The sequence below is a fragment of the Telluribacter humicola genome, assembly GCF_017355935.1.
In the GTDB taxonomy this organism is placed as follows: Bacteria; Bacteroidota; Bacteroidia; order Cytophagales; family Spirosomataceae; genus Telluribacter; species Telluribacter humicola.
Genome location: NZ_JAFIQT010000001.1, coordinates 2,377,639 through 2,390,585 on the forward strand (window position 1 = coordinate 2,377,639; position 12,947 = coordinate 2,390,585).

The 12,947-nt window shown below is 49.3% G+C and carries 11 protein-coding genes; 8 read left to right on the plus strand and 3 right to left on the minus strand.

The window, feature by feature from the left end; translation table 11 throughout:
* Positions 1-92: 92 nt before the first annotated feature.
* From yidC to JUB14_RS10170, 4 genes are all read left to right on the plus strand, one after another.
* The gene (gene yidC / locus JUB14_RS10155; protein ID WP_207505741.1) at positions 93-1,922 is read left to right on the plus strand and encodes a membrane protein insertase YidC; all 1,830 of its coding nucleotides are present in this window, start codon (positions 93-95) and stop codon (positions 1,920-1,922) included.
* Between the two features lie 129 nt (positions 1,923-2,051).
* Complete coding sequence (locus JUB14_RS10160; protein WP_207505742.1) at positions 2,052-3,752, plus strand: ABC transporter substrate-binding protein; 1,701 nt, start codon at positions 2,052-2,054, stop codon at positions 3,750-3,752.
* 60 nt (positions 3,753-3,812) lie between these two features.
* Positions 3,813-5,111 (plus strand): glutamate-1-semialdehyde 2,1-aminomutase, encoded by a 1,299-nt coding sequence (gene hemL, locus JUB14_RS10165; RefSeq protein WP_207505743.1) that lies wholly within the window; start codon positions 3,813-3,815, stop codon positions 5,109-5,111.
* A gap of 152 nt (positions 5,112-5,263) precedes the next feature.
* Positions 5,264-6,238, plus strand: coding sequence for a glycosyltransferase family 2 protein (locus JUB14_RS10170; RefSeq protein WP_207505744.1), 975 nt, complete (start codon positions 5,264-5,266; stop codon positions 6,236-6,238).
* 28 nt (positions 6,239-6,266) lie between these two features.
* Here the strand turns inward: JUB14_RS10170 and JUB14_RS10175 are convergent, their stop codons facing one another.
* Both JUB14_RS10175 and JUB14_RS10180 read right to left on the minus strand, forming a co-directional pair.
* Positions 6,267-7,331: a phosphotransferase gene (locus JUB14_RS10175; protein WP_207505745.1), complete on the minus strand. Its 1,065-nt coding sequence runs from the start codon at positions 7,329-7,331 to the stop codon at positions 6,267-6,269.
* A gap of 260 nt (positions 7,332-7,591) precedes the next feature.
* Positions 7,592-8,359, minus strand: a complete 768-nt coding sequence (locus tag JUB14_RS10180) for a class I SAM-dependent methyltransferase (RefSeq protein ID WP_207505746.1) — start codon at positions 8,357-8,359, stop codon at positions 7,592-7,594.
* A gap of 173 nt (positions 8,360-8,532) precedes the next feature.
* On the opposite strand from JUB14_RS10180, the gene JUB14_RS10185 reads away from it, so the two are divergent.
* Complete coding sequence (locus tag JUB14_RS10185; RefSeq protein ID WP_207505747.1) at positions 8,533-8,898, plus strand: hypothetical protein; 366 nt, start codon at positions 8,533-8,535, stop codon at positions 8,896-8,898.
* Positions 8,899-8,947: 49 nt separating this feature from the next.
* On the opposite strand, the gene JUB14_RS10190 is transcribed toward JUB14_RS10185, so the two are convergent.
* Complete coding sequence (locus JUB14_RS10190) at positions 8,948-9,100, minus strand: hypothetical protein (RefSeq protein WP_207505748.1); 153 nt, start codon at positions 9,098-9,100, stop codon at positions 8,948-8,950.
* A 252-nt stretch (positions 9,101-9,352) separates the two neighbouring features.
* Between JUB14_RS10190 and hisS the strand changes: the two genes are divergently transcribed.
* From hisS to hisD, 3 genes are all read left to right on the plus strand, one after another.
* Positions 9,353-10,714, plus strand: a complete 1,362-nt coding sequence (gene hisS, locus JUB14_RS10195; protein ID WP_207505749.1) for a histidine--tRNA ligase — start codon at positions 9,353-9,355, stop codon at positions 10,712-10,714.
* A 23-nt stretch (positions 10,715-10,737) separates the two neighbouring features.
* The gene (gene hisG, locus JUB14_RS10200; protein ID WP_207505750.1) at positions 10,738-11,598 is read left to right on the plus strand and encodes an ATP phosphoribosyltransferase; all 861 of its coding nucleotides are present in this window, start codon (positions 10,738-10,740) and stop codon (positions 11,596-11,598) included.
* Positions 11,599-11,659: 61 nt separating this feature from the next.
* A complete protein-coding gene (gene hisD, locus JUB14_RS10205; protein WP_207505751.1) occupies positions 11,660-12,934 on the plus strand; it encodes a histidinol dehydrogenase in 1,275 nt (424 codons plus the stop codon).
* Positions 12,935-12,947 lie beyond the last annotated feature (13 nt).

Below are 12,947 nucleotides of genomic sequence, written 5' to 3' on the forward strand. Positions count from 1 at the left end.
AGGAACCCAATCCCAAAAATCTTCATTACCTTTGCAGTCCCGTATCGTGTACATGATACGGGACTTACTTTTACTACTTTTTAAAGTTTAGAATGGAAAGAAATCAGGTAATTGGCTTAGTACTTATCCTACTAATGCTGGTAGGTTACCAACTGCTGGTTCCAAAGCCCGTTGAACCAGATCCGGTAGCTCAACAACAAACTACAACCCCCTCCACTACAACTCCGGCGGCCGCCGCTACGCAACCCGACTCTAATCAGATCAAGGCACAGTATGGTGATTTTGCATCAGCAGCTCAGGGGCAGGCTCAGGACGTAGTGATTGAGACGAACGATGTACGTGTAACCTTCTCTAACCAGGGAGGTGTCATAAAAGAGTTGCTTCTGAAAAAGTACAAAACGTACGATCAGGAACCTCTCTACCTCATATCGAGCAACCATAACGAATTCAGCCTGGAGCTGCCTACCCAGCGGGGTAACATAGATCTAACTGATCTGTACTTTACTACCAGTGCTACCAACCGCACTCTGGCTGAGAACGATTCGGCGGTTATTACCTACCGGATGGCTCTGTCTGACAACCAGTTTGTGGAGCAGACCTATGTAGTACGTGGTACCGGGTATGTGATCGATTATGGTATCCGTGCTAACGGTGTGGGTACAACCGGCAAGCCTGTACAGTTTGGCTGGCGCAATGATATGCTCCAGTTTGAGAACAACATGGACGAAAACCGCAAGGCGGTAACAATTAACTACTATACCGATGAACTGAACAGCCTGAGCCAGAGCCCCGAAGGAAATACGGAGGCTGTAGCCGAGCAACCAGTACAGTGGTTTACGATGAAACATAAGTACTTCCTGACCGGACTGATCGCCAATCAGCAGCCCCTGCAGAATGTAACGATGAAATCGCTGGTTAATGCGGCTGATTCAAACGTTGTAAAGACCATGGAAGTACTAGCCAGTATACCCGCAGCGACACTGCAGCAGGGAACCAGCTTTAAGTACTTCATGGGGCCAAACGACTACCACATAGTAAGTGAAGTAGCAGCCGAAAACTTCGATGAGAACGTATACCTGGGATATGCTTTCCTTAAGCCTATCAACAAGTACTTCCTGGTACCGTTGTTCAACTTCCTGGAAGGGTTTATCTCTAACTACGGTATCCTGATCATCTGTCTGGTACTGATCGTGAAGCTGATCCTGACGCCTCTTACCTATAAGTCGTATGTAAGTATGGCCAAGATGCGGGTGCTGGCGCCGGATCTGGAAGAGATTCGTAAGCAGAATCCCGATGATATGGCCAAGCAGCAGCAGGAGCAAATGAAGCTGTACCAGCAGGTAGGTGTAAGTCCTCTGAGTGGCTGTATCCCTGTACTGGCTACGATGCCTATCCTGTTCTCGCTGTTCTTCCTGTTTCCGAACCTAATTGAGCTCCGTCAGGAATCATTCCTCTGGGCCAAAGACCTTTCGACGTATGACTCAGTCATGCAACTGCCGTTCCGGATTCCGTTCTACGGTGATCACGTGAGTTTGTTCACCATCCTGATGACCATATCGAGTATTGCCTACGCGTACTACAACAATCAGATGACACCTACCCAGCCGGGACCGGTCAACATGAAGTTCATGAGCTACGTGATGCCCCTGATGTTCATGTTTGTGCTGAATTCATTCCCCGCTGGTCTGACGTTCTACTACTTTGTATCCAACGTGGTGACCATTGCTCAGCAGCTTACAATCCGGAAGTTTGTGGATGAAGCCAAGATCAAACGGATTCTGGACGAAAATCGCATTAAGAACGCTGATAAGCCTAAGAAGCAGTCTAAGTTTCAGCAGTACCTCGAAAAGTCTCTACAACAGGCCGAAGAGGCAAAAAAGAAGCAAGCCGATCTGGAAAAGCGTCCAGGAAAGCGTAAGTAATATGCTTATTACGCAACACTGAATGTATATGGTAAGGGTAGCGTTTCCGGTCGTGGAGCGTTACCCTTATTTATTGGTAAGCATGATTTTTGTATTTTAATTTACTGATCTAAACTAATCCACATATTTATGAAAAAAATACTCTTACTACTGATCCTATGGGGCCTGTACGGAACGAGTATTTCCAATGCGCAACTCTTTGACCAGAGCGAAAAGAAATACAGGGAAGCAGTCAGCTACTTCAAACAGGGCAGGTATGAGCAGGCTATGAGCCGGTTTTCGCCCCTGACTACCCAGACTAACTCCGCCTACGGACCTTATAGCCACTACTACTATGCACTGGCTGCCTACCGGCTAAAAAAATACAATGATGGCTATCTGATGCTCCGGCAGTTGCTCAGTCGCTACCCCAACTGGGAAAAAACGGATGATGCCTACTACCTGATGGGAGCGCTTAATATGGCGATGGGCAACTACGACAAAGGCCTCGAAAACCTTCAGCTCATCAATGATCCGGCTCTGAACAAGGATGTGCAGGGGTTAAAGCAACAATATCTTGCACAGATCAAAGACCTGAACCTGCTGAAAAACCTGCAGAGGCAATACCCTACGGACAAGGAAGTAGCGGTAGCCCTGGTAAGACTTATCCAGAAAACATCTACCGACCGGGCCGATCTGGAACTGTCGGATCGGCTGACCAACCGATTTGGTGGGGATGTGGCCACAGTGAGCAATACGCCCCCCAGCCGTACTCCCGGTCCAAAGACTACCCGCAACTGGGATAAAGGCTTCTACAATGTAGCGGTGATGCTTCCCTTCCGGCTGGAAGAGTATCAGTCGTCGCGCCGGTCGCGTTCCAACCAGTTCGCCTACGATTACTACCAGGGTATGCTGCTGGCCAGAAAGCAGCTAAAAGACGAAGGCATACTGATCAATCTGCAGTCCTACGACATCAGCAACGAAGAAGCTGCAATGCGGGACCTGGTCAATAACAACCAGTTTCGTCAGTCGGATCTTTTGATTGGTCCTCTATATCCAAAGACTTACGAAATAGCTTCACAGTTTGCGACGGATCAGGATGTAGTGCTGTTCAACCCGCTTTCAACGGATGGAAGTCTGCTTAGCAACAGCAACAATACTTACCTGGCTCGCCCATCCGTGGAGTACCAGATGAAGCAGGCAGCCCAACTAGCCAGCCGGCTGAATCCGCGACTCCTGGCGGCCATCTACTACGGAGGGAGCGCCAAAGACTCGGCGATGGCTGCGGCCTATGCCGAAGAGATGAAAACCCGTGGCGGAAAAGTACTTGAAATGGTACGTATCAATGATCAGAAAGATTACATTGACTCGCGTATGTCTCAGTTCGTAAATGAGCAGCCTACGCATATAATACTGGCTTCTACTGATCCGCAGACCGGACCCGCGTTGTTTTCGGTTCTGAATAGCCGCAAGCTCAATGCCGTGCCGGTAATCGCTACAGGTACCAGTTTTGACTTTCAAAAGTCACGTCCTCACAACTACGGTGGCCGGCTCTACCTGATCGAAACGGACTATATTGATCTGTTCAAAGAAGGAGTACGTAATTTCCGGCTGTCCTACTACGAGCAGACCGAGACACTACCCTCGGTGTACTCGTACCTGGGCTATGACCAGATGCTGTTCCTGGGGCGTATGATGGCCCAGTACAAGGACCGTCTGGCGGAGGGGCTGAAGAGACGTCAGCAGGAAGAAGGCTACCTGCTCTCAGGCTTTGATTTTACAAAATCACGTGAGAATCAGATTCCACCGATCCTGCGGCACGAAGGCTCCCGCTGGGTACCGGTGAGGTAAGCATACAAGTAAGACAAGAAATCTTTTACATCAATTATATAGGCCATAACACCTCCTATAATGAATAATATAGAAAGTCAGCAATTATTTAAAAAAGCTCAGCAGTACATCCCCGGCGGGGTAAATTCACCCGTAAGAGCCTTCAAGGCCGTAGGAGGCTCACCTTTGTTTATTAAATCAGCTAAGGGAGCTTACCTGTACGATGAGGACGGTAATCGCTACCTGGAGCTGATCAATTCCTGGGGACCAATGATCCTGGGGCATGCGCACGAGTTGGTCGAAAAGGCCGTGTCAGACGCCGTCCGCCACTCCTTCTCATTCGGAGCACCTACCCGTAAGGAAGTAGAAATTGCCGAACTGATCGTGAGTATGGTACCATCGGTGGAGAAGGTACGTATGGTAAACTCGGGAACCGAAGCTACTATGTCAGCTGTTCGGGTAGCCCGTGGTTTTACCGGACGGGATAAGATCATCAAGTTTGAAGGATGCTACCACGGCCACGGCGACAGCTTCCTGATCGCGGCTGGAAGTGGCGCTGTTACTTTTGGTACACCCGACAGTCCGGGAGTGACCAAAGGAGTAGCCAACGATACGCTGACTGCACCTTATAATGACCTGGCTGCCGTTCAGCAACTCGTTGATGCCAATAAGGGAGCCATTGCTGCTATTATACTCGAACCTGTAGTAGGGAATATGGGATGTGTGCTGCCCGCCGATGGCTTCCTAAAGGGGCTACGCAGTATTTGTGACAAGGAAGGTATAGTACTTATATTCGACGAAGTAATGACAGGCTTCCGCCTGGCCAAAGGGGGAGCTCAGGAGCGCTTTGGCGTGATACCTGACATGACTACCCTCGGTAAGATCATTGGCGGCGGTATGCCCGTAGGTGCCTATGGTGGTCGTAAAGAAATCATGGACTGCGTATCTCCGGCCGGACCGGTGTACCAGGCCGGTACGCTTTCGGGGAATCCTATTGCGATGTCGGCGGGTCTGGCTATGCTGCACTACCTTAACGATAACCATGATGTATATACCAGACTGGAAACCATTGGTAATAAGATTGTAGGAGGCTTCAGAGATTCGCTGAACAAACTGGGCCTAAATTATACCATCAACCACATCGGGTCCATGTTCACGCTTTTCTTTACTGATCAGACCGTGACGGACTTTCCTGGAGCTAAAAGCTCAGATCTGCCCCTTTTTGGCCGGTACTTCCACGCTATGCTGGAGCGGGGGGTGTATATAGCTCCTTCTCAGTTTGAGAGTCTGTTTCTGTCGGTGGCGCTGGAAAATCCACACATAGATAAGATCATCAAAGCCAATGAAGAAGCCATGAAAGAAATTATCGCTCAAGGATAGTATTCATACACAATTAGTAATACCAGACCGCCCTCTGTTTGCAGGAGGGCGGTTTTTTTATTTACCTTGCTTCCCTTTTAAGAATCAGGTAAGCTCCGGTAGCTACCAGCTCGTCCCCAATCGGGTTGATGAGCCTTTTCTAATGTTTTTTCATGCGTAAGTATTCTATAATAATACCAGTATATAACCGTCCGGATGAGCTGGAAGAGCTTCTGGACAGCCTGACCCGACAGACTTACACCCACTTTGAAGTCATAGTTGTGGAAGATGGATCGGCAAAGAAATCCGATCAGGTGGTGGAGCGGTATCAGGACCGCCTATCTCTTAAGTATTTTGAAATAGAAAACCGGGGGCAGGGCTTTGCCCGTAACTTTGGCTTTGAAAAAGCCTGCGGAGACTACTTCATTGTATTTGACTCCGATACGATCATTCCGCCCTGCTACATGGAGGTAGTCAATAAACGTCTTAGCGAAGACTTCCTGGATGCCTATGGCGGGCCGGATGCGGCGGATGAAAACTTCTCGGACCTGCAGAAAGCCATTAGCTACTCCATGACTTCGGTATTCACTACGGGGGGCATACGGGGTAAGAAAAACAACGCCGGTGGGGCCTTTCAACCGCGAAGTTTCAATATGGGTATCTCGAGGAGAGTATATCGGGAAACTGGTGGATTCGCTAAGCGGGATATGGGGGAAGATATTGAGCTGGGTATTCGTCTGAAGAATCACAACTACCGCATGGGACTTATACCTGAGGCCTTTGTATACCACAAGCGCCGCGGCAACTTCACTGACTTCTACCGTCAGGTCCATTCCTTTGGACGCACGCGTTTTGTCTTGGATAAACTTCACCCCGCTCTGGAACTGATAAAGCCGGTACACGCCTTTCCATCGGCATTTGTGCTGTTTTGTCTGCTCATTCCGGTCTGGTACTTCGTATTTGAGCCCTTTTTTTGGTTGTCGCTGGCGGGGCTGGCTCTGTTTATAGTATTGATTCTACTGGATGCTACCGTCCGTACCAAAAGCCTAAAGGTAGGATTGCTCAGTATAGTGGCCGCTTTTGTGCAGCTATTTGGGTATGGGTTAGGCTTTATACAGGAAGGTACCAGAAAGCTACTAAGGAAATAGTACCTGCAACCGGTTGACCGGTAGCTGATTATTTACCAGCTACCGGTGAAGGTATCGCTACATCACGCTCGTAGTGAATATAATGTTCCAGTAGAGTCTGGAGCTGATCGGCATAGGTATCGGTTAGTTGAGCATACTGTGCTGCTGAGGTTTCGTCCACGTGCATCGCATCTGCCCGTGCCTTTAGTATCTCTACTTTTAGGCGGGTGCAGGCCCGGTGCAGGCAGTAGTACTTGAACAGGATGACATCCTCCTGTGTATGGATCACTTGGAACTGCTCGTTGTAAGCCTCCATAAAGGCTTTACGAAGTTGCGGCTGCTGATATAGGTCCATATCAATACAGAGAAAGGCAATCTCGTTCAGAACGTCAATACGGCGGTAGGCCTCATCATATTCCAAACAGTCGAATATAACAGGATTATCTTCGTACATGAATATATTCCCCGAGTGGAGATCGCCGTGCCCGTCCCGCTGGAAGCCCTGCTCCATACGCTCCAACATTCGCCGCGCAAAATGATCAATCACCCAGTGAGCCAGTCGGGTCCATTCCTGTACCTTTGACTGCCACTCCGTCCCCAGATGAATAGACATCCAGTCTCTCTGCTCAAGGATCTCCAGAAAATCAGCTTTTTTCCGTTCTATATCAACAGGAGCATGGGTAGGAGGAGAGGCCATATGAAAGCCAGCCAGCTTAATTGCTAACTTCTGTACTGAGGGAACAGTTACGTGCCCATAGGCTAGCTGATGATTCAGCAAATATTCATTGTCCAGCCGCTTCATTACCACAGCATAGTCTACTACTTCACCCTCACTGCCTATACACACTGATCCTTCCTTATTGACTATGGGTGATACGGCCAGGTACACATCCGGAGATAAGCGTTGGTTAAGGGCTAATTCGCGCCGGCAAAGGTCATGACGTACCTCCTGGTCGGTGAAGTCCAGAAACTGGTACCGTACCGGTTTCTTAATTTTGTAGGCTAGCGAGTCGGTGAGTAATACCCAGGAAATGTGCGTTTCCAACTGCTCTACGGGCATGGTAGTCTCCTTTGCCAACCAATTCTTCAGTTGATCTATCTGATGGGCTTGCATAGCTGTCAACGTTAAAGGTTTACCTACTTTTCAGGGTATTAGGGTAGAGAGTCAACACGATACTAAGCTCATTCGCTCACTTAATCCGGGTGCTTACCAACTGGTACTACTGCTGGTAGACGAACACCTAAGTATTAGTGTGAAACTAGTACTTAGATCAAACTCTCTAATGATCTACAGATGAAAAATCAAAAGACCGTGCCAATCAGTGACACGGTCTTTTGTTGAAGCAGAATAATCTTTTATAAGATGTTAAGCTGTTACTTTTTTTCGCAGAAGTAAACTATCTCACCGGCCGGAAGCGCAAAGCGCTTTACTTCCTCTTTGGACAGTTCGTCCATTACAAAGCGATCCTCCTTTACCATAAAGCCACCTTTCTCCAGCTCACGTCCATAGTCACGGCCAAACAGGCGGAGGTGGTCATTCTGCCAGAAGTGCTTCTCCCGTTCGCGCGGGTCCGTAATGCTAGGATCTTCGTAGGTAGTAGCCCGCGAAAAGTCCTGGGGTGACTGGATGATTGCCCAACCACCGGGGCGTAGTACACGATGGAGTTCGCTCATGGCCCTGACGTAGTCATCTACGTGCTCCATCACGTGGTTACAGATAGCTACATCAAAGGTATTGGCTTCAAAAGGGATGGAGTGAATATCCATTTTGACCTTAGCCAGCGGTGATTCTATATCGGCTGTGATGTAGTCCAGATTCTTCATAGACTCAAACCGGTTGATAAAGCAGTACTCGGGAGCTACGTGCAGTACCTTCAGGTTATCACGGAAGAAATTAGTCTTACGCTTCAGGTATAGGTACATGAGGCGGTGACGCTCCAGGGCCAGGCAGTTGGGACACAGGGCATTGTCACGGCCGGAACGACCGTAGGGCAGGAACTCACGATACTGATGGTCACAAACGGGGCATTCGACGTTACGACCGGTGTAAAACACACCAAATGCCCGGGCCGCCCAATGGCCTACCAGTTGAAGATATGGGCGGGGAACATGCCGTAGCACCAGGCTAAATAGTGATTTCATGGAAGAAGATCAGGGAAACGAAACTTGTAATATGAATAAAAGGTCTGAATCAGACTGCAAATGTACAGGATGCACCGGAAATAGTACTTTACAGCCCCCGAAAAGACATTGAATTATTCAAATATGATAATAAATATGATTATTTTTGAGATAGGAATAAATTAGACTTTGCCATGATAGTACCCAAAGCTGAAGCTAAGCCCCCCGGCAAGAGGCTTCTTAAGAAAATGTCGGCCCACACCAAGTGGCTTTTGCTGTCAACGTTCAGCCTGATGCTGATCGGCTATGGGCTGTGTGTATTCAGCGAAGCCGCGAATCTTAAGCATACAGGCGAGCCGACGGTGAAGTGGGTGTTGCTGGGTACCTACAGTCTTGTACTTATCAATAGTGGAATTGCTTTGTTTGGACAAGCAGTCCGAATTAGGGTAATGATTGATGTCCGCCAGACCATTCGACGCAATAACCGTAAGCTGGAGAAGCAGATGGATGTAAGAAGGAAGACCCGTAAAAAATCCAAAAGCCCTACCAAAACGAATTGACAGGGCCTTTTTGAATACGTGTATCGCTTGGGGATTAACCCGTTCGTGCTTACTTCTTATTAGCTTCGAACTCGGCCTTGATAGCCTCTACGTCCACGTTCTTGATCTCAGGGTGACGTAGTAGATTCTTGATACGAGCCACACGATTCTTAGAGGTGGCTTTATTTCTACGTCCCTTACGTTTCAATTCCGTTACTCCCATTGTCTTATAATAGTTTTGTTAAAGAGGCGCAAAAATAGCGTTTATTTACGAAAAAAGTAAAAAATAAGACCTAAAAATTGCAGTGGCTGCCCTACCTTTGTGGTAGAGTAGCGGGGCTTTCTGACTCTGCACTCACTAATTTACCCAATAGTTTAACGTAGTGATTTTTATACCGATAGTTCTGCCGGCTATATCAGATCTGCGATCTGAGGCCATAGGCGGTACATATCTGGATACAGTGAATATTAAAATATGAGTAAACCATCCCTTGCCCGCGGAACGCGCGACTTTGGTCCCGACCAGATGGTAAAGCGCACATTTATCTTTGATACCATCCGGCGTACGTTCCAGCGGTATGGCTTCCAGCCCCTTGAAACCCCTGCTATCGAAAACCTGTCGGTACTGATGGGAAAGTACGGGGATGAGGGGGATCAGCTTCTTTTCAAGATCCTCAACTCTGGCAACTACAACGAAAAGCTCACCGGGCAGGACTGGCAGCTGGATCCTAAACAGCTCACTACTAAGATTTCAGAAAAAGGACTTCGTTACGATCTGACGGTACCCTTCGCCCGATACGTAGTTATGAACCGAGGTACCCTTACCATGCCCTTCAAGCGGTACCAGCTGCAGCCCGTGTGGCGGGCCGACCGTCCGCAGAAAGGCCGTTACCGTGAGTTTTACCAGTGCGATGCTGATGTAGTAGGTACCGACTCGCTGCTGTGCGAAGCCGAAATCGTGATGATGCTGCATACCATTCTCCATGAATTAGGTATCACAGATTTTACCATCAAAATCAACAACCGCAAGATCCTGACCGGTATTGCCGAGGCCATCGGAGCTGCGGGGCAGGAGGGACCCTTATGCGTAGCCGTTGATAAGCTGGATAAGATTGGGAAAGATAAGGTACTGGCCGAGCTACACGAGCGGGGATTCAGCGAAGAGAATACTTTTAGTCTGGAGCCCATGTTTGACCTGGCATCCGAAGCAGCTCCCTTTGCTCAACTGCGCGAGTGGCTGGCCGGATCAGAAACGGCTCTGAAAGGGATCGATGAGCTGGAACAGGTGTGGCGCATGGTAGAAGGCTTTGGCCTGCAGAATGCCCGCACCCAACTGGACGTAACTCTGGCGCGTGGTCTGTCGTATTATACGGGAGCTATCTTTGAAGTGAAGGTTAATAATGTTCAAATAGGCAGCATCAGCGGTGGCGGTCGCTACGATAACCTGACTGGTACCTTCGGAGTACCGGGACTATCAGGCGTAGGAATATCACTGGGCGTAGATCGTATCTACGATGTGATGGAAGAGCTGGACCTGTTCCCCAAAGACCAGACCATCACGACCCGTGTCATGCTGACTAACTTCGATGCTCAGGCTGCCAACTATGGTCTGGGTGTACTTTATAGGTTACGTCAGGCCGGGCTGAATGCCGAAATGTACCCCGATTCAGTGAAGCTGAAAAAGCAGCTCGACTACGCTGACCGGAAGCAGATCCCCTTCGTGATTCTGATCGGATCTGAGGAGATGGCATCGGGACGTCTGACCTTGAAAAACATGCGGACCGGTGAGCAGCAGACCGGAACCCTGGAAGAACTTACAGCAATCATACAAGCATAGAGAGTACTATATACATCTAATCCATGAATGAAATACTACGCATAGCGGTACAGAAGTCTGGTCGGCTCAGTGAGGATTCTCTCAAACTGATCAAAGAGTGCGGCATCCGGTTTGATAACGGAGCCGGCAAACTAAAAACAGCCGCTACCAACTTCCCGGCAGAGTTCCTGTTTCTGCGCGACGATGATATACCTGGTTATGTAGCGGACGGAGTTGCTCATCTGGGAATCGTTGGCGAAAATGTAGCTGATGAGACCAACCGCGATGTAGATACTGTACATAAACTGGGCTTTTCGAAGTGCCGGTTGTCGATAGGTATACCAAGAGGCGTAGAATATGGGGGGGTACAGGACCTGGAAGGCAAGAGTATAGCTACTTCGTATCCGCGCCTGCTGGGTAACTACCTGGCTGAACATGGCGTAACTGCTCAGATCCACGAGATCAGTGGTTCGGTAGAAATAGCCCCAAGTATCGGACTGGCCGATGCCGTGTGTGATATAGTAAGCTCGGGTAGTACCCTACTGAGCAATGGACTGAAAGAGGTGGAGGTTATCTACCGCTCCGAGGCGGTGATGATCGCGAGTCGTACCCTGACAGCCGGTCAGAAAGATTTGCTGGACCAGCTACTGTTCCGTATCAAGTCGGTACAACAGGCCAAGAACAACAAGTATATCCTGCTCAATTGCCCCACTTCGGCCGTAGACGAGATCACCAAGTACCTGCCCGGTATGCGGGCTCCGTCGGTACTGCCATTGGCCACCGAAGGCTGGTGCTCCCTGCATTCGGTTATTACTGAGAACGATTTCTGGGAAAACATCGAGAAGATACGTCAGGCAGGAGCCGAAGGAATACTGGTCATTCCTATCGAGAAAATGATCCAGTAAATATTGTTTGGATGAGATCCTTGAGAGGATCTGTTATTCCTAACCATTAGTATTTCAGAGTATGAAAATCATAAGTTTTCCTGAACGCAGCCAGTGGCCGGAGTTACTGGCTCGCCCCGAACACGAATCGGGTAATATCGAAAAAGTAGTAGAGCCTATACTGCAGCAGGTTAAGGAAAAGGGTGATGCCGCCCTTCGTGAACTGGCTCAAAAGTTTGATAAGGTAGAGTTACAGGATCTGGCGTTTGCTCCCGAGGCATTCGATCAGGCCGAAGCCAGGCTGGATGATACGCTGAAAGGGGCTATTCAGCAAGCATACAGCAACATTCGCCGTTTCCACGAGGCCCAGTACCAACCCATCGAAAAGGTTGAAACCATGCCGGGCGTTACCTGCTGGCGACGCAGCGTCGGAATCGAGAAGGTAGGTATCTATATTCCGGGAGGAACGGCTCCGCTGTTCAGTACAGTACTGATGCTGGGTATACCGGCTCAGCTGGCTGGTTGCCGTGATATCGTACTATGTACCCCCAGTGACCATCCGGCTATCTTGTACGCGGCCAAGCTGGTAGGTGTGACCAAAGCTTTCCAGATTGGAGGGGCTCAGGCCATTGCCGCCATGGCATATGGTACCGAGTCTGTACCCAGAGTATATAAGATATTTGGACCGGGCAACCAGTACGTAGTGGCGGCCAAGATGCTGGTCAGTAAGGAGGGCGTAGCCATCGATATGCCGGCCGGTCCGTCCGAAGTGGCTGTGTATGCCGACGATACTGCCCAACCCGCTTTTGTCGCGGCTGATCTCCTGTCACAGGCCGAGCATGGTACCGATAGCCAGGTACTACTGGTAACTACCAGCAAGAAGCTCGTCAACTGCGTGAATATGGCGCTGACTACCCAGCTTGAGGAGCTGCCACGCCGTGACATAGCCCGTAAGGCCATCGAAAACAGCAAAGCCATCCTGGTTGACAATGAGGATGAAGCCATTGATCTGCTTAATGAGTACGCTGCCGAGCACCTGATCCTGAGCATCAGGAATGCGGAGGAGGTATCAGAGCGCGTGATCAATGCGGGTTCGATTTTTTTAGGTCACTATACACCCGAGTCATGCGGGGACTATGCCTCCGGTACCAACCATACCTTGCCAACCAACGGGTTTGCAAGAGCGTACAGTGGCGTATCGCTGGATAGTTTTGTAAAGAAAATAACGGTACAACATATCACTCAAGAAGGTATCCGTGCCATTGGACCTACCGTAGAAGCCATGGCGGAGGCCGAATCACTGCACGCTCATAAGCGAGCCGTGAGTATCAGGCTGAAGGCTCTGGACGAAATGTAGTAGCACCAATGGC

Bases quoted from the DNA above. Each gene is read 5' to 3' on its own strand.
- hisD (WP_207505751.1), top strand. From the start codon at position 11,660: ATGAAAATCATAAGTTTTCCTGAACGCAGCCAGTGGCCGGAGTTACTG.
- hisS (WP_207505749.1), top strand. From the start codon at position 9,353: ATGAGTAAACCATCCCTTGCCCGCGGAACGCGCGACTTTGGTCCCGAC.
- hisG (WP_207505750.1), top strand. From the start codon at position 10,738: ATGAATGAAATACTACGCATAGCGGTACAGAAGTCTGGTCGGCTCAGT.
- JUB14_RS10180 (WP_207505746.1), bottom strand. From the start codon at position 8,359: ATGAAATCACTATTTAGCCTGGTGCTACGGCATGTTCCCCGCCCATAT.
- JUB14_RS10190 (WP_207505748.1), bottom strand. From the start codon at position 9,100: ATGGGAGTAACGGAATTGAAACGTAAGGGACGTAGAAATAAAGCCACC.
- JUB14_RS10160 (WP_207505742.1), top strand. From the start codon at position 2,052: ATGAAAAAAATACTCTTACTACTGATCCTATGGGGCCTGTACGGAACG.
- JUB14_RS10175 (WP_207505745.1), bottom strand. From the start codon at position 7,331: ATGCAAGCCCATCAGATAGATCAACTGAAGAATTGGTTGGCAAAGGAG.
- JUB14_RS10185 (WP_207505747.1), top strand. From the start codon at position 8,533: ATGATAGTACCCAAAGCTGAAGCTAAGCCCCCCGGCAAGAGGCTTCTT.
- yidC (WP_207505741.1), top strand. From the start codon at position 93: ATGGAAAGAAATCAGGTAATTGGCTTAGTACTTATCCTACTAATGCTG.
- hemL (WP_207505743.1), top strand. From the start codon at position 3,813: ATGAATAATATAGAAAGTCAGCAATTATTTAAAAAAGCTCAGCAGTAC.
- JUB14_RS10170 (WP_207505744.1), top strand. From the start codon at position 5,264: ATGCGTAAGTATTCTATAATAATACCAGTATATAACCGTCCGGATGAG.